Source organism: Paenibacillus sp. XY044, assembly GCF_002257645.1.
Classification (GTDB): Bacteria; Bacillota; Bacilli; order Paenibacillales; family Paenibacillaceae; genus Paenibacillus_AQ.
Map to the genome: position 1 here is coordinate 87,452 of NZ_NQMO01000008.1, position 22,169 is coordinate 109,620.

A 22,169-nucleotide genomic window follows, 5' to 3' on the forward strand; every position below is an offset into this window, starting at 1 on the left:
TTGCATCGTACCCCATATCTATACTCATCCGCAATCGTTCATCTGGGGAGCAGCGTACGTAACCTTTGAAAGGTATTCAGCGTCTAGGAATGTATAGTCATTCCAAAAAAAGGAACCCATGATGGGCGAGGTGTCATAAATGAAAAAATCGGCCATAGCACTAACCCTTCTGATGGTGTTAACAAGCATCGCTTCAGGCTGTACCTCTCCTGCCGCAAACCATTCGGAAAGACCCTTCGGAGACATGGGAGGCTATACGGCGCCGGGGCAACATCGGGACGCTGCCGGCGCTTCAGATTCTGACCAGAAAGCTGTCAATCCAATCGATGTCCAGGAGCCGTTCCATGGCGTGCGCCTTCTGGATCGGGACGGGACTCTCGTTCAGGAGTGGCCGCTTGATTCCTTAACGGCGTATCAACCCGTCTGGGACGATGATGAGGACCCAGGGCCCGGAATGCTGGTGTACAGCTCGGATGGAAGGCTGCCTTCGAACTTGCAGCAAAACGGTTCAATCAGCGTACTGCCGCAACCGAAGTGGACACCGCCTAAGGTGGACTTCGCGAACGATTTCGGGCAGATCGTTCAATATGCCGACCGGATTGTCCGCCATGAGATTTATGCCGTTCATGGACATCTGGAGCTATACCGGGTGAATACCCAGTCCGGAGCTGCCTATAAACTGTACGAGTTCGCGCGCCCGGTCTATGGTGTAGCCGCGTCTCCCGATAATAGCCGCGTAGCGCTGCTGGTTGCTTCGGACGACACGCTTGGCCCGGATGCCGACTTGATTGTGCTGGACCGCAGCGGGAACAAGCTGCTCCACCGTCCGAGGGTGAGCTATTTGTCCCACAGCGACGGGCTCCTGTTTATTTATCCTTTGGCCTGGAACGATAATGAGACCGTAACTGTCCCTGTGGACGGATACAAGGAGGGGCGGACCCGTGGCGTCCTTCATATCCGCTTGGACCGGATGGAGGCGTCCTACGAGCCCGATCCATCGCTACCGGCCGTGGCCAGGCGAATACTGGCTCAGCACGCTCATATCGCAAATGAAACGGACATCGCCCATTTTGCAGCCGCATCCGGCAGTCCCTCCAGTTTGTACGCGGTCCAACTGTTTAATCATGACGTATGGCTGGTCGATATCCTGAAGGGGACGGCGTTCAAAGCCGGAGTCGGCTATCCGCTGCACTGGACGAAGGATGCCCGGCTGTGGCTGGCGGCCAATCGGCCGGAGCTGCCGGTTTATTACAATGGCTGGTAATGAAAATCCCTTCTCGCCAAATGCGAAAAGGGATTTTCGAATTTTATCCAAGGTATCAAGACAGCCGCTCCTTGAATTCAGTGGCTGAACTCTTGGTACGTATAAGTACGTATCAATCCTGCTTATAGCGATCGATCAGCTTGTTCCGGTGGGAAGCAAAAATATCCTCGAGCCCGATGTCGTATTTGTTCGCGATCACGATTAAATTCCCAAGCACGTCCCCAAGCTCTTCGACTAGCTCCTGCTTATTCTGGTCATACGTACCTGCAGTTTCATCCGGTCGGTCCCGGCCGATTTCGAGCGCCCGAATGGCCCGTGCCACTTCGCCGGTCTCCTCCGCCAAAAAGCCGATCCGGATAAAGATATCCAGCTCGGACCAGCCCCGCTGTTCGTAATACTCCTTAACCCACTGTTGAAATGCGTTCACATCCACAGTCTCCGCCTCCTAATACAATGTAATGTTCAAGTGATAGGCACCTTTTTAAGTATAAGGGATGGAGGCAAGAGGCTGGAAAGCAAATCAATGGTTGGACTTGGAGGAAACCCCATGATGTACATTTTAGAACCGATCCTATAGACTGAAAAAACGATGACAGAAAGGGGAATCCGAACGTTATGCCAGTAACTTTATAATTGTTGACAGGCGCCCGTTGCCTATATTGGCAGGGGACCTGCGATCAAGCATAGAAGTGCAATCAACAACAGAGGAGAACTAATATTCATGGATCGTAAACAGCAAAATGTTCACTTGGAGCGCCCCTTTATCATCGATTGCGGCAATATCATTCTACGGGAGTACCAGCTGGAAGACCTCGATGCCATCTGCGAGCTGGCAAGGCAGGGGGAGATCCGGCGTTACTTGCCCGATTGGGATGTACCCCGGGAAGTCCGGTACGACTGGATGGTTCATTACGAAATCAAGGAAAACGAGCAATTTTTAAGAGCGGTTGCGGAAGGAGGCGCTGTTGGCGACATCCGGCTGCGGCTGGCTATTTTGGACAAAAATACGGAAGAATGCATCGGCTGGTGCTGCACCGGCCCCAAAGAGGAGCTGCCGTATCCGAGCCGTGAAATCATGTATGCGCTGTCCAACCAACATACCCGTAAAGGATACACGACCCAAGCGGTTCAGGGGCTTGTCAAATTTCTGTTCGATCATACCGATGCTGCCGAGCTGAATGGCTTGGCCAGAAAGGACAACATTGCCTCCAATCGCGTCATCCAAAAGTGCGGATTTGATCAGAACGGGACGGTCGACATCGACGGCCACAAGCATTATTGGTATAAAATCAGGAAATAGGCCGGGATACGTTAGGAAGCGGTTGGTTGCTGCGGCTGGTTAGCGGTGAACGGGCAACTGCTTACTGTAAAAAGTAACGGGAGCTGCCCTGGAAATTACGTCGAGCGGCCGGTGATATCAGGATTGGATTCCATTATGGCTTCCGCCGCGCGCCACAGCTCCGGCAAAAAGTCGATCACCTCAGCGGCACGCGTGCTGAAGTCTTCGACGGAGTGAAAGCCGAGATCGGCCAGGAACGCTTCCAGACCGGGCGCATGCTCTTTTTGCACCTGCAGATCGCTGTCTGCCGCAAGAATTTTGTGGCAACGCGCGAAAGTGGCGCCCATCCAAAACACCGCTTCGCGGTGAAGGCCTTTTTCGATTAACGTTATGCTCCCGTCGATAGCGATCGGGCGGGAAACCGGGGAAATGTCGCTGCTGAAGAAAAAGGGTGTTTTGGCGACGGCAGCCGCCTTGTCGAAGGTCCGCTCCAGCGCCCTGACGTGCTGCATCGCCCGTTCCGGCTCCAAATCGGCACAGCCGAGATGACGAAGCAGCTCGGGGTACAGGGAGCTCAGGCCGTATTCCTCCACGACGTCACGGGCAGCCGCGTAACGGAGCCTCACCGTCGGATTTTTCAGGGCGGCGAGCAGCAGCACATGGGTGGTAATGCCCGTAGGGAAGAGCCATGATGTGAACAAGTCATGCAGCGGCAGGGACAGGTCGAGGCCGAGCAGAGAATGTTTGATTTTCTGCAGGATGTTTTCGCACCGGCGCCGTACCCAGACCTGATCGGCAAAATGCCGGGATACTTCCGCATACAGGCGATGCAAATGCCCCTGGGGATCGGAGATGATCGTATTTACCCGAAACGGGCCTGCCAGATGGTGCGAGACGAGCACCTGTTGCACCGAGGACAGCTCAGCTATGGAGATGTAAGACCCTTCGATCAGGGTATCCCGATAGATGAACTTTCCCGGTTTTAACGGCGGATCAGCCAGTTCGGACACGACCATCACGTCGATATCGGAGCTTGGAGACATGGGGGCATTTTCCGGCATGCCGATCGTGGAGCCTGTAAAATAGGCGCCCATAAAACCGTTTTCCTTAGAAGCGCAGCGCATCACCCAGTCTACTGCAGCGGCTCTTGCCGAACCGACCGTTCCAAGGTGCTTTTCAGACGAGCGCGAAGAATCTTTTGTATCCACCATAATTCCTCCCTTAGCCTTAAAGTGGGAACGTCTTCCATTATAGAATGTCAGGTGAAAAATGGTAGACTGTTTGTTTTTGGATATATGAGCTATAATAGCAATATAAGGAGCCGAAAGGCTCCTTTTTTCGTTGGTTCCCCTGTTAGCAGGCATTGAATGATGAGGGGTTGACACGAAACCAAAAGGTTTCGTATAATCCATGTGAAACCAAATGGTTTCGCATTACGATGTTAAACGGGTTTATTTACTGCATACGGAGGTACTTATTCATGGAAAACTCAACAAACAATGCTTTGCCTGATATTCGCCACACCGGCGTGTTCCAGGCTCCGATTCAGAAAGTGTGGGAGGCGGTAGCGACTCCCGAGGGGCTGTCCGCCTGGTTCATGCCCAATGACATGAAGCCGGTTGTGGGACATGAGTTTCACATTAACGCCGGCCCGTTCGGCATGTCGCCCTGCAAGATGACCGAAGTGGATCCGCCGCACCGGCTGGCGTTCCGCTGGGGCAAAGACTGGACGCTTGCTTTCGAGCTGAAGGAGCTGGACGGCAAAACGGAAGTGACGATCATCCACTCCGGCTGGAGCGCGGACCAGGTGACCGAATTCAACCAGCCGCACACGGTCGTGCGCCAGACGATGGATCAAGGCTGGGCCGGACTCCATCAGAAGCTGGGCAGATACGTCGAGGCTTAAGCGATGGAGGGGACCGCGTCCAAGCACGATGTATTCCAGGCCGTGGCCGACCCGACCCGGCGCCAGCTGCTGAAGCTGCTGTCCGATCAGGAGATGCCCGTGACGGTTCTTAGCGGCCATTTTCCGATGAGCCGGACGGCGGTTTCCAAGCATCTGCGGATCCTGTCCGAGGCAGGGCTCGTAAAGGAAAGAAAGGTCGGCCGCGAGACGAGGTACCGGCTGGATCCGGGGCCCTTGCAGGAGCTCAAAGATTGGTACTCCTATTTTGAGCGCTTTTGGGAGAACAAGATGGCTGCCCTTCAACACTATGTGGAGTCGGATGCTTCCGAACGCTTCCCGGCCCCGCTGACCATTGTGGAGAAGGAGAAGGGGCAGGATTAGCCGGTCATCCAAACGCTCGGAATCTGAACCGTGATCCGTTCATGATGATCCGAGTCTGGAAACTAGCAAATAAGTAAAATAAGCGAAAGCGAAACTAGAGACAGCGGTGCACGAGGATAACGTCCTCCTGTACCGCTGTTTTGCATGCCGGAAGGCGGTGCCCTTGGGTCAGCGTATCCAGTGATCACGCCAAACCGGCGGGTATATCCTCCTTTTTACAGTTCTGCAAACATACGTTCTTTTCAAAAAGGGTTGTGTTATACTGATATTTAATAGTTTACGAGGTTTACTTACGAAGGAGGCAACACCATGTCGGTTCATTTTCTGATCGGGCGATCCGGTAGCGGCAAGACGACGGCGATCCTGCGGGACATTACCTCCCGGTTGAGAACGCAGCCCAAGGGCAGCCCGCTGATCCTGCTCGTTCCTGAGCAGGGCTCATTCCAGGCGGAGCACAGCCTGGTGTCGTCGGGCGCCGTCAAAGGCAGCGTCCGCGCGCAGGTTCTCAGCTTCCGGCGCCTGGCGTACCGGGTGATGCAGGAGACCGGCGGATCGGCGAGAGTCGGCATCAGCGAAGAAGGAAAAAAAATGCTGCTGTACAAAATCATCCAGCGCCGCAAAGAGGAGCTGAAGCTGTTTGGTGCCTCCGGTGACCAGTTGGGTTTTATCGGCAAGCTGAATGAACTGTATACCGAGCTGAAGCGGTACTGCGTAGATTCCGCCGTGCTGGAAGAGCATTTGACGCAGCTGACGGAGCAGAAGGCGGGCGCACCGATCCTCCGTTATAAGCTGGAGGACTTATGGACGGTATACCGTGACTTTGAACAGGAAATGTCACCGCTCTATATAGATGATGAAGATACGCTCGTCACTTTGGCGGAGGGGATCCGGCACTCGTCTTATGTCAAGGGCGCGGACGTATGGATCGACGGCTTTCACGGGATGACACCCCAGGAATACGGGGTTATACGTGAGCTGATGGCCCACGCGTCATCGGTCACGATTGCGCTCACGCTGGACAAGCCGTACCACGGAAGCATGCAGCCGCATGAGCTGGATTTGTTCCATCCGACCGCCACGACTTATATCAAGCTGAGGGGGATGGCCGAGGAGCTGGGCGTCGAAACAGACGATTCTATCCTTCCTTCATCGGATCTGCCCAAGTTTCATAACAGCCCTCGTCTGGCTCATCTGGAGCGCGGCTATGACCGGCGGATTCCCTGGAGGGAGCAGAGACCGAGTCCGGTTCAGGAGACGGAAGGGATTTCTCTCTATGCGGCCGAGAACCGGCGCACGGAAGTGGAAGGAGCACTAAGGGAGATGCTGCGCCTGGCAAGGGAGGAAGGGGCGAGATACCGCGACATGGCCGTGTTTGTCCGTAATTTGGGCGATTACGAGCATCTGGTGGAGCCCTTGTTCCGCGACTACGGCATTCCGTTCTTCCTCGACCAGAAGCGAAGCGAGCTGCACCATCCGCTGGTGGAGTTTATTCGCTCCGCGCTGGATGTCATGCGGCGGAACTGGAGGCATGAGGACGTATTCCGCTGCGTCAAGAGCGACCTGCTGCTTCCGCTGGACGGATCGCTTGGGCGGGAGGATATGGACGTGCTTGAAAACTACGCTCTCGCCTGCGGAATCCAGGGATACCGCTGGACGGACGGCCGCCCGTGGAAAGGTATTCCAAGCCTCTCACTGGAAGAAGGAGGAGGAGAAGGGCGCAGAACCGGCGAGAAATTTCTCGGCCTGATGGAGCACTGCCGGAGGGTGGTCAGCGAACCGCTGCTGGCGTTCGGCAAACGGGTGAAGAAGGCGGGCAGCGCTCAGGATTTTAGCACAGCGGTCTTTCGGCTGCTGGAGGACGCCGACATTCCCGAGAAGCTGGACCTGTGGAGCCGCGAAGCGCTGGAGTCGGGCCGCCCGGAAGCGGCCAGGGAACACCGCCAGCTGTGGGATGCTGTCCTGGAACTGCTGGATCAGATCGTGGAGATGATGGGAACGGAGAAGATGGCCTTCGAGCTGTTTGCCGGCATTCTGGAAACGGGGCTGAGCGAACTGAAGCTGGGACTGGTTCCGCCTGCGCTCGATCAGGTGCTGGTCGGAAATATGGACCGGACGCGGACGGGAGGCGTTAAGTACGCATTCCTGCTCGGCGTCAACGACGGGGTCTTGCCGGCTGTATTTCAGGATGACGGAGTGCTGACCGAACAGGAACGCTCCCTGCTGTCGCAAAGCGGGATGGAGCTGGCACCGGGAATTTCGCGCAAATTGCTCGACGAACGGTTCCTGATATACAACGCTCTGACCTCGGCCAGCCGGCATGTGTGGGTAAGCTATCCAGCCGCAGACGATGAGGGAAAAGAGCTGCTTCCGTCCGAAGTGGTGCGCCACGTGCGTAAAATGTTTCCCGGTCTTCCGGTTCGCCGCCTGTCGGCGCAGCCATCGGCGGAACAGACCGAGGAGGAGCTGCTTGCGTACTTGTCCCATCCCCGCCAAAGCCTCAGCCATTTGATCGTTCAGCTGCGCAGATGGAAGCAGGGGACGGAAATCCCGCAGTTGTGGTGGGATGTGTATAACTGGTACATCCAGGACAGGGAGTGGACGGAGCCGCTGGATATGCTGCTGCGGTCGCTGTTTTACCGCAACGATACCCTTCAGCTGGAGCCGCGGACAAGCCGCAGGCTGTACGGAGCCAAGATCCGAACGAGCGTATCCCGGATGGAGAGGTTCGTTGCCTGCCCGTTTTCGCACTTCGCCTCACATGGCTTGAAGCTGCGTGAACGGCAGCTGTACCGCCTGCAGGCGCCGGATATCGGCCAGCTGTTTCACGCGGCGCTGACCCAAATGGCGCTGCGGCTGCAGGAACAGAAACGGAGCTGGGGAAGCCTGACCGCCGAAGAGTGCCGGCGCGAAGCGGAGATGACCGTGGAGCGTCTCGCCCCGATGCTGCAAGGGGAAATTCTGATGAGCAGCAAGCGGTACGGTTATATTTCGCGAAAACTCAAAAATATCGTAAGCCGCGCTTCCGTCATTCTGGGCGAACAAGCACGTCGGGGAAGCTTTGAGCCGATCGGCCTGGAGCTGGATTTTGGCCCCGGGAAGCCGCTGCCTCCGCTGACCTTCGCTCTCGAGAACGGCACGGTGATGGAGGTCGTCGGGCGAATCGACCGGGTGGATATGGCCCAAGGCGAGAACGGATTGCTGCTGCGCGTGATCGATTACAAGTCCGGACAGAAGGATCTGCGGCTTCACGAGGTGTACTACGGTTTGTCGCTGCAGATGCTGACCTATCTTGACGTGCTGTTGACCTATGCGGAGCACTGGCTGGGCAGCAGCGCGCTTCCTGCGGGAACGCTGTATTTTCACGTGCATGACCCGATCCTGCAGTCGAGCAACGGGCTGACGATGGAGCAGGCGGCGGAAGAGCTGCTCAAACGGTTTAAAATGAAGGGGCTGCTGCTGGCCGATCGCGACGTCATATCCAAAATGGACGCATCCCTGGACAAAGGCCATTCTTCCATTCTCCCGGTTGCCGTCAAGTCGGACGGGAGCTTCTACAGTTCCGCATCGGTCGCTACGCCGGATCAGTGGGACACGTTGCTGTCTTCCGTCAGGGACAATATTACCCGGATCGGAACGAGAATCACCGAAGGGGACGTGGATATCGAGCCTTACCGCATCCAGCAGGAGACGGCATGCACGTTCTGTCCGTTCAAGCCGGTGTGCCAGTTTGACGAAAATGTCGAAGGCAACCATTATCATCTGCTCGGCAAGCCGAATAAATCGCAGGTATGGGAAATGATGTCCAGCCGCCAAGGAGGAGAAGCGCATGATCGAAATTGAAAAGCCGGCAGGCAGCATATGGAGCGACGATCAATGGAAGGCGATTTCGCTTCATGGTGACCACATTCTGGTCGCAGCGGCGGCGGGCTCGGGAAAAACGGCCGTTCTGGTGGAACGGATCATCCGAAAAATTTTGAACGAGGAGCAGGGCTTCAGTGTAGACCGGCTGCTGGTCGCCACGTTCACCAAGGCGGCCGCGGCCGAGATGCGGGAGCGGATCCGCGACGCGCTGGACCGGCAGCTGGAGCAGGATCCGGAGAACATTCACCTCCGGCGGCAGCTGTCGTTGCTCGGCCGCGCCTCCATCACGACGCTGCACTCCTTCTGCCTTGAAGTGATCCGCAGGTATTATCAGATGATCCCGATCGATCCGGGATTCCGGATCCTGAACGAGAACGAAGCCGAGCTGATGCGGCAGGAGATCCTGGAGGAGCTGTTCGAGGAGAAATACGGAGAACAGCCGGAGGACAGCGATTTTATCGCACTGGTGGACTGGTTCAGCGGTGAGCGGACGGACGATGCCGTTTACCATTTGGTGCAGAGACTCTATGATTTCTCGCGGAGCCATTCCTGGCCGGATCAGTGGCTGCGGGATATGGCCGAATCTTTTTTGCTGCCGGATACGGCAAGTCTGGGCGAAAGCCAGTGGGTCAAGAGCATCCTTCAGGATGCGCGGCTGGCGCTTGCCGGTGCCGAAGGACTGCTGGAACAGGCCCGGCGCCTGACGCTGCTGCCTGGGGGGCCAGGACCCTATCTGGATAATCTGAACTCGGATTTAGAGGTGGTACAGTCGCTGAGGGATGCGCTCGACAACCGTCCGTGGGACGAGCTGTTCGAACGCTTTCAGACGGTTTCGTTCGGCAAGCTGAAGAGCTGCCGCAAGGAGGAGACCGACCCGGCGCTGCAGGAGAGGGTCAAGGAGCTGCGGGAAGCGGTCAAGAAGACCGTGCAGGATCTGAAGGGGGCGCTGTTCGGCCGTCCGGCCGACGCCTTTCTGGCCGAACTGCACCGGGCGGCGCCGCTCATGAAGGAACTGTCGGAGCTCGTCATCGAGTTCGGAGACCGCTATCTTCGCGAGAAGCAGAGAAGAAACGCGGTGGATTTCAGCGATTTGGAGCACTACTGCCTGCAAATTTTGCGCCACCCGGATTCGGTTCCGGGTCGGCCGCTTCCTTCGGATGCGGCGATGGAATATCAGGAGCAGTTCGACGAAGTGCTTCTGGATGAGTATCAGGACACCAACAGCGTGCAAGAGGATATCGTTAAGCTGATTTCGCGCGAGCTGCCGGGGAACCGGTTCATGGTCGGCGATGTCAAGCAGAGCATCTACCGCTTCCGTCTGGCGGAGCCGAGTCTGTTCCTGGACAAATATCGCAGGTATGCTTCCGAAGGGGGCGGCGGCATCCGTATCGACCTGGCCCGCAATTTCCGCAGCCGGCTGGAAGTGGTGCATGCGGTGAACATGGTTTTCCGCCAGCTGATGAATGAGACGGTGGCGGAGATCAGCTACGATGAGCGGGCGGAGCTCGTTTACGGCGCTTCTTACCCTTCGGCTCTGGCTGAAGGATCGTCTGCACCTTCCCCGTATGTGCCGGAGCTGGTGCTGATTGACAAGGCCAAAAACGGAGAGGCGTTCGAGGAAGAGTCTCAGGACAGCAGCGAAAGCGGTGGCCTGATCCAGGAGACTGAAGCCGCCGAAATGGAGACGGCCCAGCTTGAGGCCAGGGCGATTGCCAAAAAAATACGCGCTCTCATGGGAGACACATCGCCTAAGCCGCTGGAAGTGTTCGACAAGGAGACCAAGTCGATGCGGCCCGTCCGTTACGGCGACATGGTCATCCTGCTTCGGTCCGCCTATATCTGGGGACCGCTGATCATGGAGGAGCTGCGCCAGCTCGGCATCCCTGCCGACGGAGAGCAGAATCAGGGATATTTCCAGGCGACCGAAGTGGAAATTATGCTGTCCCTGCTCCAGATCATCGATAATCCCCGGCAGGACATCCCGCTTGCAGGCGTGCTGCGCTCGCCGATCGTCGGCCTGACCGAGGAAGATCTGGCCCAAGTCCGCTTATGCGGCAAGGGGACATTCTATGAAGCCGTCATGGGGGCTGCAGGGGCAGTGCCGGTGCCGACGGAGTCTGGGGATCCTATCCCGATTCCGGGTGGAGAGGAAGTGCTGCCCGCCTATGCCGAAAGTGCCGCGGCTCTGGAATGGGCGGAACGAACGGATACAGTGGACGAGGAATTCAGCCTCTCCCCGGAACTGCAGCGGAAGCTGGCTGCGTTCCTGGCTTCGCTGGAACGGTGGCGGAATACGGCAAGGCAAGGCGGACTGGGAGATCTGATCTGGCTGCTGTACAGGGAAACGGGCTATTTGGATTGGGTAGGCGGTCTCCCCGGCGGAATGCAGCGGCAGGACAATCTGAAGGCGCTGCACGACCGTGCTGTTCAGTTTGAGCAGACGACGTCATCCCGCGGACTGTTCCGCTTTCTGACGTTTATTTCGAGATTGCGCGACAACGGTTCGGATTTGGGTGGACCGGGCTCGGCCGAAAGCCGGGACAATGCGGTCCGGATTATGACGATCCACAAAAGTAAGGGCCTCGAATTTCCGGTCGTATTTTTGGCGGGTATGTCCAAAATGTTTAACCAGCAGGATTTGAACGCTTCGTTCCTGATGCATAAGGAGCTCGGCTTCGGACCGAAGTTTGTAGATACGGAGAAGCGGGTCAGCTATCCTACGCTACCGAATTTGGCCATCCGCCGCCGGTCACAGCTGGAGCTGCTGGCCGAGGAGATGCGGGTGCTCTACGTCGGTCTGACCCGGCCCAAGGAAAAGATGTACTTGATCGGGACGGTAAAGGATCTGGAGAAAAAGGTGTCCTCCTGGGCCCAGGTGCAGAGCCGGCCGGAGCTGATGCTTCCGGATTATGTTCTGGCCCGGGGCCGGAGCTATCTGGACTGGGTCGGGCCGGCGCTGATCCGCCACCCGGCGGCAGCCAAGCTGCGCGAGCTCGGCGGCTTGGAAGGCGAGACGGCCCCTGCGCTGGAGAACGATCCGGCGGATTGGCGCATTTCGATCCTCTCCATGGAGGATCTCTCGCTGGCGGCGCTTGGGGGATGGGAGGAAGCGGAAGAATCAACGCCGGAACGCCGGCGGAAGCTGCTCTCCCTTCTTCGCAGAGAGACGGTACTCCCGGGCAGCGAAGAGCCGGATGCAGGTTCTTCGTTATCCCCTGACCAAATATCCGCCCGGCTTGCCTGGCAATATCCGCATGCTGCCGCCAGTCGGCTCTCGGCCAAGACGTCCGTGACGGAAATGAAAAAGCTGCTGGCCCTGCAGGACGAGCCGTCGCTGGACTGGGTCGAGGAGACGCGGGTCCAGCGGGAAAACAGCCTGCCCTCCACCCAGCAGACGGGAACGCTTGCCCTGCGCCGGCCCAAATTTATGGAGCAGAGCCGGTTGAGCCCTACGGAACGGGGTACAGTGTACCATACCGTCATGCAGCATATCCCTTTGGATGCGGGTGCAGTGGATGAACAAGTCGTGGAAGCGACGCTGCAGCGCCTGGTCGACATGGCGATCCTTACAGGTTCGCAGGCGGAGATCGTGGAGCCTGAGCAAATCGCCTCCTTTTTTGACAGCGAAATCGGAAAGAGGCTGCAGTCGGCCGAGTGGGTATCGAGGGAGATGCCTTTCAGTTATGGTCTTCCAGCTCACCAGGCGCATCAAGCGCTGCTGCTGACCGAGCGTTTTAACGAGGGGAACATCATACCGATGCATGCATCGGATGCAGGGACCCGAGATTCGGACGAAGTAGTTCTCATTCAAGGGATCGTCGACTGCCTCTTCTTCGAGGACGGTAAATATGTCATCGTTGATTATAAAACCGACCGGGTGCTGGAACACCGCGGCGGGGTGCCTGCTCTGGCGGAAAGCTACCGGTTCCAGCTGGAACTGTACGCCCGCGCGCTGGAAGATATATTGGGCGAGGCCGTGCAGGAGAAATGGCTATACTTTGTGGATGCAAAGCAGCCCGTATTGCTATAATGGAATGTTAAAGCTCTTATTTTTGAAATAGAGATAAAATGTGTTTTTTTCGATTTATCTTTTTTTGGAATCGATAGTTTTTTAGATTCAATTGTGGATTTAGGAATGGATTATTGTCTGAGTGTTTTCATTTTTAGGTGTGACCCATACAAGATAGTGATCTGTCTGGGTTCACGGCTTGCGCGAGAGCAAGTCCAGGAGGGAGAAGCAGTATGCGCATACTTCATACGGGGGACTGGCACTTTGGACGGACGCTCGAGGGCCGGAGCCGGATGAAAGAGCAGGAAGATTTCGTTGAGGAACTGGTCCGGATCGTACATGAACAGAAGGTTGATCTGGTCATGATGGCCGGGGATGTGTATGATTCGGTCAATCCGCCCGCGGCAGCGGAGCAGCTGTTCTATGAGGCGTCGGCCCGGCTGACGGAAGGAGGGACGCCGCTCGTGGTTATCGCGGGCAACCATGACCAGCCCGAGCGGGTTTCATCGGTGACGCCGCTGGTCGCCCGGCAGGGAATCACCCTGGTCGGGCTTCCCGTGGCTGAAGCGGTCACGGTTCAAGCGGCCCGGACCGGGGAGATCGCCAAAATTGCGGCGCTCCCTTATCCGTCTGAAGCACGCTTGAATGAGCTGCTCGCCGCCGAAGGCGACGAAGAGGAGCTGCGCCGGGCATACAGCGCCCGCGTAGGCATGCTGATGCGGAAATTGGCGTCAAGCTTCACCCCCGAGACCGTCAATTTGGCGATGAGCCACATTTACGTGCTTGGCGGCGTGGAAAGCGACTCGGAACGGCCGATTCAGGTCGGAGGCGCGTATACGGTGGATCCTTCCGCGCTTGCGGTCGGAGCGCAGTATACGGCCCTTGGTCACCTGCATCGGCCGCAGGCGGTCAAGGGCGAGGGAATGATCCGCTACAGCGGGTCTCCGCTCGCCTACAGCTTTTCCGAAGCCGGTCAAGCGAAGTCCGTTGCTATCATCGATGCGGCTCCGGGTCGGCAGCCCGTCATGGATGAGGTTTATTTGTCCTGCGGCCGGCCTTTGATCCGCTGGAAAGCGAAGGGCGGACTGGAAGAGGTTCATCGCTGGTTGGATGAAGGCAGGGATGCGAACGGCTTTATCGATCTGGAAATTTCGCTGACCGAAGCCATGTCTCTCGGGGATATTCACAGGCTGCGCAAGAGTCATGAAGGGTTCGTACATATCCGTCCCGTCTACCCCGAGATGGAACAGATCGAAGCGGAATACAGCCGGTCGAGCCTGCCGGTGCCGGAACTGTTCCGGAAGTTCTACCAGCGCCAGACCGGAGGAGCCGAGCCGGATGACGCGCTCGTCGAATTGTTCCTAGAGCTCACTTCGGGCGATGCAGAGGTAAAGGAGGAGGCGTGACATGAAGCCGATCACACTGAAATTGTCGGGCCTGCAGAGCTATCGCGAGATGCAGCAGATCGATTTTGACGAGCTGTGCCAGATGGGGCTGTTCGGCATTTTTGGACCGACGGGCAGCGGCAAATCGACGCTTCTGGACGCGATGACCCTGGCTCTGTACGGCAAAGTCGAACGTGCGGTCAACGGGACGCAGGGCATCATGAACCACTCGGAAGATGCTCTGTACGTCTCCTTTACGTTTGAACTCAGTTCCGCGGACGGACCAAAGCGGTACAGGGTTGAGCGCCGTTTTAAAAGAACCAACGAGTTATCGGTCAGCAATACGGTTAGCCGGTTTATCGAGGTCACGGCGGAAGGCGAATTGGTCATGGCGGACAAGCTGGCCGAGGTTACCCGCTGCGTAGAAGACAAAATCGGGCTGAAAATGGAGGACTTTACGCGTGCCGTCGTCCTTCCCCAAGGGAAATTCGCCGAGTTTCTGTCGCTGAAGGGCAGTGATCGCAGGCAGATGCTGCAGCGCTTGTTCCATTTGGAAAAATACGGCGATTTGCTCGCACAGAAGCTCAGCCGGCGGGTGAAGGAAAACGACGCTGCGCTCAAGGAAGTGGAGGCGGAGCAGCAAGGTCTCGGCAGCGCAGGCGTGGAAGCGGTGGAAGAAGCAAAGAACAAGCTCAAGGAGGCCGTCAGCGAAGCGGAGGCCTCCCGCTTGAAGCTGCGGCAAATGACCGAGGAGGCCGAGAGGGCCGGGAAATTCAGGGAGCTGCAGCTGGAGAAGGAGCGCCGCGAACAGGTGCTTCGCCGGCTTTCCGCCGACGATGCGGCGATTGTCCGGCTTGAGCAGCGGCTGGGCCAATCCGCTGCGGCCCGGGCGATCATGCCTTTGTATACGCAGTGGACAGACAGCAGGCAGGAATGGGATAAACGGGTCCGGGAGGCGGAGCAGCTTCAGACGAAGGCGGAGACCGCGGATGCGGCGGCACGGGAGTCCGCTGCCACCGACGATGCGGCGCATCAGGAGCTTGCCGCCGAAGAACCCAAGCTGCTGCAGCGCCAGGAACAGCTGGAGCAGGCGGTACTGCTGCAGCGGGAGCGGGACGAGCTGAAGACTGTGCTGCAGCAGTTGGCGGAGCAGCGTTCTAAGACGGCCAGCGAAAGTAAAGAACGGAGTGAAGCTCTGGCCAAGGAACAGGAGCTGCTCGCCAAAGGGCTCAAGAGGCAGTCCGAGCTGCAGGAAAGCCTGAAGGGGCTGGAAGTGAAGGCGAAGGACCGCGAACGGCTGCATCTGGCGATGCGTCACGTTCAGCAGCTGGGAGCCAGCGAGCAGCGGCTTCGGACCGCGGAGACCGAATATAAAGAGCATGAATTGAAGCAGAGCAGAACGGAATCGCTCCTGAAGCAGGATGAGCAGGAGAGGGAGCAGCATCTTCACGAGCAGAAGCAGTTCGTATTGACGGTTTCGAACCACATGGAGCAGGTTCTGGGGCATGACAGCCGGATGGAGGCGGCTTTGTCCCGCCTTGACCAAGAGGAGGCGCTGATCCGCTCTTCCTCCAAAGAGCGGGAGCTGCATGCGCTCTCGCTGGCGCTGGCCGCCGAGCTGCGCCCGGGAGAACCTTGCCCGGTATGCGGTTCATCCCATCATCCGGCACCGGTATCGCCTGATCGCGGCGCGCCCGAAGCCGATGATGGTCTGCTGGAACTGCTGCGCGTTTTCCGCCAGCGGGTACAGGAGCTGCGGCTGAACGGGCGTCAGCTGGTTCATGAGACGCGCAGCTTGCTGGAACCATACGAATCGGGCCAAGGAGAGACAGAGGGTCCTTTTGCCGCCAGGGGGCCGTTAGACGGCGTAGACGAAGCAGCCGCCACCCTGGAACTGGTTGCGAATCCGGAAGGAGGGGAGGCGCCCTCCAAGTCCGCATGGGAATCCCGTATTCGGAAAATGGAGGCGGACGCCGAGGCGTTGGCATCCTCGACGAGACAGCTTCAACGTGAGCATGCCGCCCTGAAGGCGCGGGGGGAAGAACTGCGCGCCCTGCAGGTGAAACGAACGGCTGAAATCGAGTCGCTTCGGGAAACGTACGCGAAGCTGGGCGAACGCTTTGAAACGGAGAAGCAGGAATACTTAAGGCTCCAGGAGGAATGGAGCCGGGAGCTACCTGACCTTCAGCCGGAGCAGGCGGACCGTCTGTCTGCGGAAATCCAGCAGAAGGACGCGCAGGCCGAGGAGATCCGAGAACGGCTGCAAATTAGCATCCCGTTTATCGAGGAGAAGACGGCATCGGTCCAATCGCTTGAGCGGCAGATCAACGATCTCGACAAGTCGCTCATTCAATGGGACGCTCAGCTGCAGGGCAAGCAGGATTTGCTTGCCGAGAAAGAGCGGCGTCTTCAGGCCTGGGTCGGCAGCGAATCCGCCGACGGCCTGCTGGAAGGCTGCGAGCAGCGCCTGCTCTCGCTTCGGGAAGCTGCGGCGCGCTCCAAGCAGAAGCGCCAGGCCGCCGAGCAGCATAAGCATGAGACCGCCAAAGCGGCGGCGATGGCAGCCCAGGCGGCGGAATCCGCGAAGGAGCACTGCCTCAAGGCACAGGCCCGCTGGGACGAGCAGCTGACGGCTTCTCCGTTCGCGACCTCGCAGGAAATGGCTGAAGCCTGCATGCTGCCTGACGAAGAGACGCACAGCGCGGAGCGGGTTCGGCAGCACCGCGAACGGGAGCAGGAGATCAAGGTCCAGCTCCGCCATTTGGCAGAGCAGCTGGACGGCCGCGGCGTGACCGAAGAAGAGTGGCAGCGGATTGCCGCGGAGCTGGCAGCCTGCCGGGAGCGGGATGAGGCGGCGCTTCAGCACCGGGCAAGGGCGGAGCGTGATTTGGACGACGTCGAGAAGCGTCATGTCCGCTGGTCGCAGCTGGAGCTTATCCGCAAGCAGCGGCAGCAGGAAGCGGAGAAGCTCTCCAAGCTGCAGTCCTGTCTGCGGGGCAATGCCTTTGTCGAATACATTGCCGAGGAGCAGCTGATGCAGGTCAGCCAGGCCGCCTCGCAGCGTCTGCGCTTCTTGACTAAGCAGCGTTACGCGCTCGAGGTTGATTCAGGGGGAGGCTTCCTCATTCGGGATGACGCCAACGGCGGAGTACGGCGCCCGGTGTCTACCTTGTCCGGAGGCGAGACATTCCTGACCTCCCTTTCCCTTGCGCTGGCCCTGTCGGCGCAAATTCAGCTTCGGGGGCAATACCCGCTGCAGTTTTTCTTCCTTGACGAAGGGTTCGGGACATTGGATCCGGAGCTGCTTGACACGGTGATCACTTCGTTGGAGAAGCTGCATAACGACCATCTGTCGGTCGGAATCATCAGCCATGTGCCCGAGCTGCGGGCGCGCCTACCGCGCAAGCTGGTCGTGATGCCTGCCGAGCAGGCCGGAGGCGGCTCGCGGATCGTTCGTGAAACGCTATAGGCCATGATCCATATTTTTTTGAAAAAACAGTAGCCATTCGCCCAGCCTTGAATACGATGTTCATGTAAATCTTCTGAAATTGGGAGGCTGTGAAGGGCAATGGAAAAGTTTGAGGCCATAGAGTTATGCAAAAAACATATGCACCGTTACGTCCGCGCGACTATGTCGGACGGAAGCGTATACGACGGATTTGTGGAAAGTGTAGATGAGGAGAAGCTGTACCTGGCGGTACCGGTAGGCCATGAAAACGTGTCGCCTGTAAGTATGTCACCGAACGCGAACGTAGCTCCGACGTATGTATCACCTGCAAGCGTGAACGCGAACGTAGCACCGACATATGTATCACCAGCGAGCATGTCGCCGAACGCGAATGTAGCACCGACATATGTATCACCAGCGAGCGTGTCGCCGAACGCGAACGTAGCTCCGACATATGTGTCACCTGCAAGCGTGTCGCCGAACGCGAACGTATCTCCGATGTTTATGTCTCCTGCTAACATGTCACCGAACGTGGCTCCGGCTGTAATGCCTGAGTTTCATCATGACTGCTTCCACCCTTGCGGAGGTTACCCGGGATATGACTATCGTGCATTTTTTCCTGGTTTCTATCCTCCGTTTGGATATGGCTACGGCTTTGGATATCCGTTCTATGGACCCCGCTTTAACCGTCTCATCCTTCCTTTGGTCGGATTGACGGCGCTGTCGCTGCTGCCATTTTATTGATTATAGAAATTACTTATGAAGACGATGCGGGATACCGGGAGAACCGGTATCTTTTTTTTTGGATCAACCTATTGCCGAAGAATCTCTTAAGGCCTGATGGGGAATATTGGACGGGTCTTTTTATATCCGTTATGATATAGGAAAGAATTCTCTTACATATTGAAGGAGGCAACAATCGATGGATTGCCTGTTTTGCAAAATCGTTGAGGGGAGTATCCCTTCCCAAAAGGTCTTCGAAAACGAACGGATCCTGGTTTTCCGTGACATTCAACCAGCCGCACCGGTGCACGCGCTCATCATCCCCAAAAAGCATATCGCCTCGATGAACGAGGTTCAGGGCGAGGATCTCCCGCTGATCGCCGAAATGCATCAGGTGGCCCAGCAGGTCGCCAAGGATCTGGGCGTCGATGAATCGGGATACCGGCTCATCAACAACTGTGGGCCGGATAGCGGACAAGCGGTGCATCATATCCACTATCACCTGCTCGGAGGGGCCAAACTGGGCGCCCTGACCGGGATTTCCGACTCCCACGCCTAAGCTTGTACCCCGGCTAGTCCGGTCTTTGATGAAAAAATAGGCCCTGAGGTTGACACCCTATTTCTCTTTCACCTATAATTAAGTTTGATGAACCGTGTTATTGCTCTTGGACGGTCTGGTCGGAGGGAGGGAAAACTGGTGTCTGAAACTAAAGTTCGCAAAAACGAGACTATTGATGCTGCACTTCGCCGCTTTAAGCGCTCCATCGCTAAGGATGGCGTATTGGCTGAGGTGAAGAAACGTAAGCATTATGAAAAGCCAAGCGTAAAGCGCAAGAAAAAGTCCGAGGCTGCTCGTAAGAGAAAGTTTTAGGAGGATTTGAACTAGCATGAATCTTAGCGAACGATTGAACGAAGATATGAAGCAGGCGATGAAGAGTAAAGACAAGTTCAAACTCTCCACGATTCGAATGGTTCGTTCGACGATCAAGAATCTTGAAATAGATTTGAAAAGAACTTTGGATGACAACGAAGTGCTTGATATCCTAAGTCGTGAAATCAAACAGCGCAAAGATGCCCTCCAAGAATTTCAAAAAGCAGACCGCGAAGATCTTGCGGAACATGCAAAAGCAGAAATCGAGATTATCGGTCAGTATCTTCCCGCACAGCTTTCCGAAGAAGAAATTAAAGTTATTGTACAGCAGACCATCCAGGAAACCGGTGCTTCTTCGAAAGCCGACATGGGGAAAGTGATGGGCGCGCTCATGCCGAAGGTAAAGGGACGCTCAGACGGCAAACTTGTGAACCAAGTGGTTCAACAATTTCTGCAATAAACATAATGAAACACCCCTGATTTCAGGGGTGTTTTTTCATTTTATGAAACGATTCCCTTCTATGATGCGTAATAACTACCATATGATGGACATTATAACGGGAATGTGGAAAGGAGGGGTAAGGTGTATTTGGCCAAAAAAGGGCTTAAATCCGTTGTGGTAATGCTGATGCTCGCGTTCTTGGTTGCCGGCAGCTGGCTTCCCGGGCGTGTATCCGCGGAAAATGGAGAGAAGGGCGGCCCGGTCTATATCATACCGGTGGACCAGGAAATCGAGACGGGGCTTGAAAAATTCATGCGCCGCGGTTTTAAGGAAGCGTCCAAGATGAATGCCGGTCTGGTTGTGCTAGAGATCAATACACCGGGCGGGCTCGTCGATACCGCCGACAAAATCGGACAGATGATCCGTGACAGCAAGATTCCGACGCTTGCTTACATCCAAGGCAATGCCGCTTCGGCCGGCAGCTACATCGCGCTGAATGCCGATAAAATCGTCATGAAGCCGGGGAGTATGATCGGCGCTGCTGCTATGGTAGACCGTACGGGAAAACGCGTGGATGATGCCAAGCTGGTCGCTTATTGGAAATCGAAGATGAGCGCAGCGGCCGAGTCCAGCGGACGCGACGGCAAAATCGCCGAAGGAATGGCCGACGTCAACATGGTCGTCGATATGCCAACGATCGGGGAGAAGAAGGAGAAAGGCGATATCATCGCTCTGTCGAGCGAACAGGCATTAAAGGTCGGATATGCCGATCATATCGCTTCAACGCCCGAGGAGGCGATTCAATGGATGGGGTACTCGACGGATGATGTTTTCCATGTCGAGCATACCGGTGCCGAGAAGGTAGCCGCCTTTTTGACGCATCCGGCCGTCATGGTCATCCTGCTGTTCCTGGGGATTGCGGGGGTGGTCATCGAGCTGATGATTCCCGGGTTTGGCGTACCGGGGATCGTGGGCGTGGTGGCCTTCGTACTGTATTTCTTCGGTAACTATGTAGCGGGCTTCGCAGGATCCGAGACGTGGCTGCTCTTTATTGTCGGGCTCATCCTTATGATTCTTGAAATGTTTGTCCCAAGCTTTGGCATCCTTGGTATTTTGGGGGCGATCAGCCTGATCGCTGGCGTTGTCAGGGCGGCTTATGACACGACGCACGCCCTGTTCTCGCTCGGGATCGCGTTTGCGGCTGCGGTCGTGGTCGTGGTGATCGTAGCGATTATATTTAAGGAGAAGGGTGTCTGGAACCGCTTCATCCTGAAAGAAGCACTGACCAAGGAGCAGGGCTTCGTTCCGACCATTGCCAAGGAGGACTTGCTTGGAAAAGCGGGGGTCAGCGTGACGCCGCTTCGTCCGGCCGGAACCGTGAACGTGGAAGGAGAACGGATCGACGTCGTGACGGATGGGGAGTTTGTCCCGGCGGGCACACCGGTCAAGGTCGTTCACGTAGAAGGGGCGAGAATTGTCGTAAAGCCGGAATAATGCTGGCTTTTTGGCGAGATTCGTGTAACATGTTGTAAAGAACCTGGAAAGAATGTCACATGAAACCAATTGATTACTTGGAGGTTGATAAGCAGTATGGATGGTACTTCTCTTATCACGGTATTACTGATTGCGGTTGTCATCATTATTGTGCTCAGCGTATTTTTCAGTTTCTTCCCGGTCATGCTCTGGATTTCGGCCTTAGCGTCCGGCGTCCGGATCGGAATTATTACGCTGGTGGCCATGAGACTGCGGCGCGTAACGCCGAGCCGGATCGTCAATCCGCTGATTAAGGCGACGAAGGCGGGTCTTGGTCTCAACATCAATCAGCTGGAAAGTCACTATTTGGCCGGTGGTAATGTAGACCGGGTGGTTAACGCCCTCATTGCGGCCCAACGCGCCAACATTCCGCTCGAATTTACACGTGCCGCCGCCATCGACCTGGCCGGTCGCGATGTGCTGCAGGCCGTTCAAATGAGCGTTAACCCGAGAGTCATTGAGACTCCGGTGGTCGCCGCCGTGGCGAAGAACGGGATTGAAGTCAAAGTTAAGGCCCGGGTAACGGTACGTGCCAATATCGACCGTCTCGTCGGCGGTGCGGGGGAAGAAACGATTATTGCCCGCGTAGGCGAAGGGATCGTTACGACCGTCGGCTCCAGTGACATGCACAAGGACGTTCTGGAAAACCCGGACTCCATTTCCCGTACCGTACTGGCCAAGGGGCTGGATGCGGGAACCGCTTTTGAAATTCTGTCGATCGATATCGCCGACGTGGATGTAGGCAAGAACATCGGGGCCTACCTGCAGACCGAGCAGGCCGAAGCTGATAAGCGGATCGCCCAGGCGAAAGCCGAAGAACGCCGTGCAATGGCTGTGGCCCAGGAGCAGGAAATGAAGGCGCGCGTCGTTGAGATGAGAGCACGGGTCGTGGAATCCGAGTCCGAAGTGCCGCTCGCGATGGCTGAAGCTCTGCGTTCAGGCAAACTGGGCGTCATGGATTACATGAACCTGAAAAACATTGAAGCCGATACCCAAATGCGCGGCTCGCTGGGCAAAATGGGAGAAGGCGGAGATGGCAGCAATAGTCCGAAAAATAACAAGTAGGG

General features: G+C 56.8%; 16 protein-coding genes. 14 read left to right on the plus strand and 2 right to left on the minus strand.

Annotated elements, in window-relative coordinates:
* Positions 1-139: 139 nt before the first annotated feature.
* On the plus strand, positions 140-1,264 hold the full coding sequence (locus CJP46_RS26845; RefSeq protein ID WP_143813036.1) for a hypothetical protein: 1,125 nt from the start codon (positions 140-142) through the stop codon (positions 1,262-1,264).
* Positions 1,265-1,376: 112 nt separating this feature from the next.
* Here the strand turns inward: CJP46_RS26845 and CJP46_RS26850 are convergent, their stop codons facing one another.
* The gene (locus CJP46_RS26850) at positions 1,377-1,697 is read right to left on the minus strand and encodes a MazG nucleotide pyrophosphohydrolase domain-containing protein (RefSeq protein ID WP_094598717.1); all 321 of its coding nucleotides are present in this window, start codon (positions 1,695-1,697) and stop codon (positions 1,377-1,379) included.
* 288 nt (positions 1,698-1,985) lie between these two features.
* Here CJP46_RS26850 and CJP46_RS26855 point away from each other — a divergent pair, with 288 nt between their 5' ends.
* On the plus strand, positions 1,986-2,564 hold the full coding sequence (locus CJP46_RS26855; protein WP_094598718.1) for a GNAT family N-acetyltransferase: 579 nt from the start codon (positions 1,986-1,988) through the stop codon (positions 2,562-2,564).
* A 95-nt stretch (positions 2,565-2,659) separates the two neighbouring features.
* Here CJP46_RS26855 and CJP46_RS26860 read toward each other — a convergent pair whose 3' ends face one another.
* Positions 2,660-3,754: a hypothetical protein gene (locus CJP46_RS26860; protein WP_094598719.1), complete on the minus strand. Its 1,095-nt coding sequence runs from the start codon at positions 3,752-3,754 to the stop codon at positions 2,660-2,662.
* Positions 3,755-4,023: 269 nt separating this feature from the next.
* Between CJP46_RS26860 and CJP46_RS26865 the strand changes: the two genes are divergently transcribed.
* From CJP46_RS26865 to floA, 12 genes are all read left to right on the plus strand, one after another.
* Positions 4,024-4,449 (plus strand): SRPBCC family protein, encoded by a 426-nt coding sequence (locus CJP46_RS26865; protein WP_094598720.1) that lies wholly within the window; start codon positions 4,024-4,026, stop codon positions 4,447-4,449.
* 3 nt (positions 4,450-4,452) lie between these two features.
* The gene (locus CJP46_RS26870) at positions 4,453-4,830 is read left to right on the plus strand and encodes an ArsR/SmtB family transcription factor (protein WP_094598721.1); all 378 of its coding nucleotides are present in this window, start codon (positions 4,453-4,455) and stop codon (positions 4,828-4,830) included.
* 309 nt (positions 4,831-5,139) lie between these two features.
* Positions 5,140-8,670: a helicase-exonuclease AddAB subunit AddB gene (addB, locus tag CJP46_RS26875; protein ID WP_094598722.1), complete on the plus strand. Its 3,531-nt coding sequence runs from the start codon at positions 5,140-5,142 to the stop codon at positions 8,668-8,670.
* Complete coding sequence (addA, locus tag CJP46_RS26880) at positions 8,657-12,721, plus strand: helicase-exonuclease AddAB subunit AddA (RefSeq protein WP_094598723.1); 4,065 nt, start codon at positions 8,657-8,659, stop codon at positions 12,719-12,721. The genes addB and addA overlap by 14 nt, the downstream gene beginning before the upstream one ends.
* A 212-nt stretch (positions 12,722-12,933) precedes the next feature.
* Complete coding sequence (locus CJP46_RS26885) at positions 12,934-14,106, plus strand: exonuclease SbcCD subunit D (protein ID WP_094598724.1); 1,173 nt, start codon at positions 12,934-12,936, stop codon at positions 14,104-14,106.
* Between the two features lies 1 nt (position 14,107).
* Positions 14,108-17,554 carry an AAA family ATPase gene (locus CJP46_RS26890; RefSeq protein ID WP_094598725.1) on the plus strand — a complete coding sequence of 1,149 codons (3,447 nt, stop codon included), beginning with the start codon at positions 14,108-14,110 and terminating at the stop codon, positions 17,552-17,554.
* Positions 17,555-17,653: 99 nt separating this feature from the next.
* A complete protein-coding gene (locus CJP46_RS26895; RefSeq protein ID WP_094598726.1) occupies positions 17,654-18,277 on the plus strand; it encodes a RodZ family helix-turn-helix domain-containing protein in 624 nt (207 codons plus the stop codon).
* A gap of 178 nt (positions 18,278-18,455) precedes the next feature.
* Positions 18,456-18,815 (plus strand): histidine triad nucleotide-binding protein, encoded by a 360-nt coding sequence (locus CJP46_RS26900; RefSeq protein WP_094598727.1) that lies wholly within the window; start codon positions 18,456-18,458, stop codon positions 18,813-18,815.
* 138 nt (positions 18,816-18,953) lie between these two features.
* Entirely contained in the window at positions 18,954-19,127 is a 174-nt protein-coding gene (gene rpsU / locus CJP46_RS26905; protein ID WP_005547957.1) for a 30S ribosomal protein S21, read from the plus strand.
* Positions 19,128-19,143: 16 nt separating this feature from the next.
* Positions 19,144-19,587, plus strand: a complete 444-nt coding sequence (locus CJP46_RS26910; RefSeq protein WP_094598728.1) for a GatB/YqeY domain-containing protein — start codon at positions 19,144-19,146, stop codon at positions 19,585-19,587.
* 162 nt (positions 19,588-19,749) lie between these two features.
* The gene (locus CJP46_RS26915) at positions 19,750-21,063 is read left to right on the plus strand and encodes an NfeD family protein (RefSeq protein WP_094598942.1); all 1,314 of its coding nucleotides are present in this window, start codon (positions 19,750-19,752) and stop codon (positions 21,061-21,063) included.
* Positions 21,064-21,159: 96 nt separating this feature from the next.
* On the plus strand, positions 21,160-22,167 hold the full coding sequence (floA, locus tag CJP46_RS26920; RefSeq protein ID WP_094598729.1) for a flotillin-like protein FloA: 1,008 nt from the start codon (positions 21,160-21,162) through the stop codon (positions 22,165-22,167).
* The last annotated feature ends 2 nt before the right edge of the window (positions 22,168-22,169 follow it).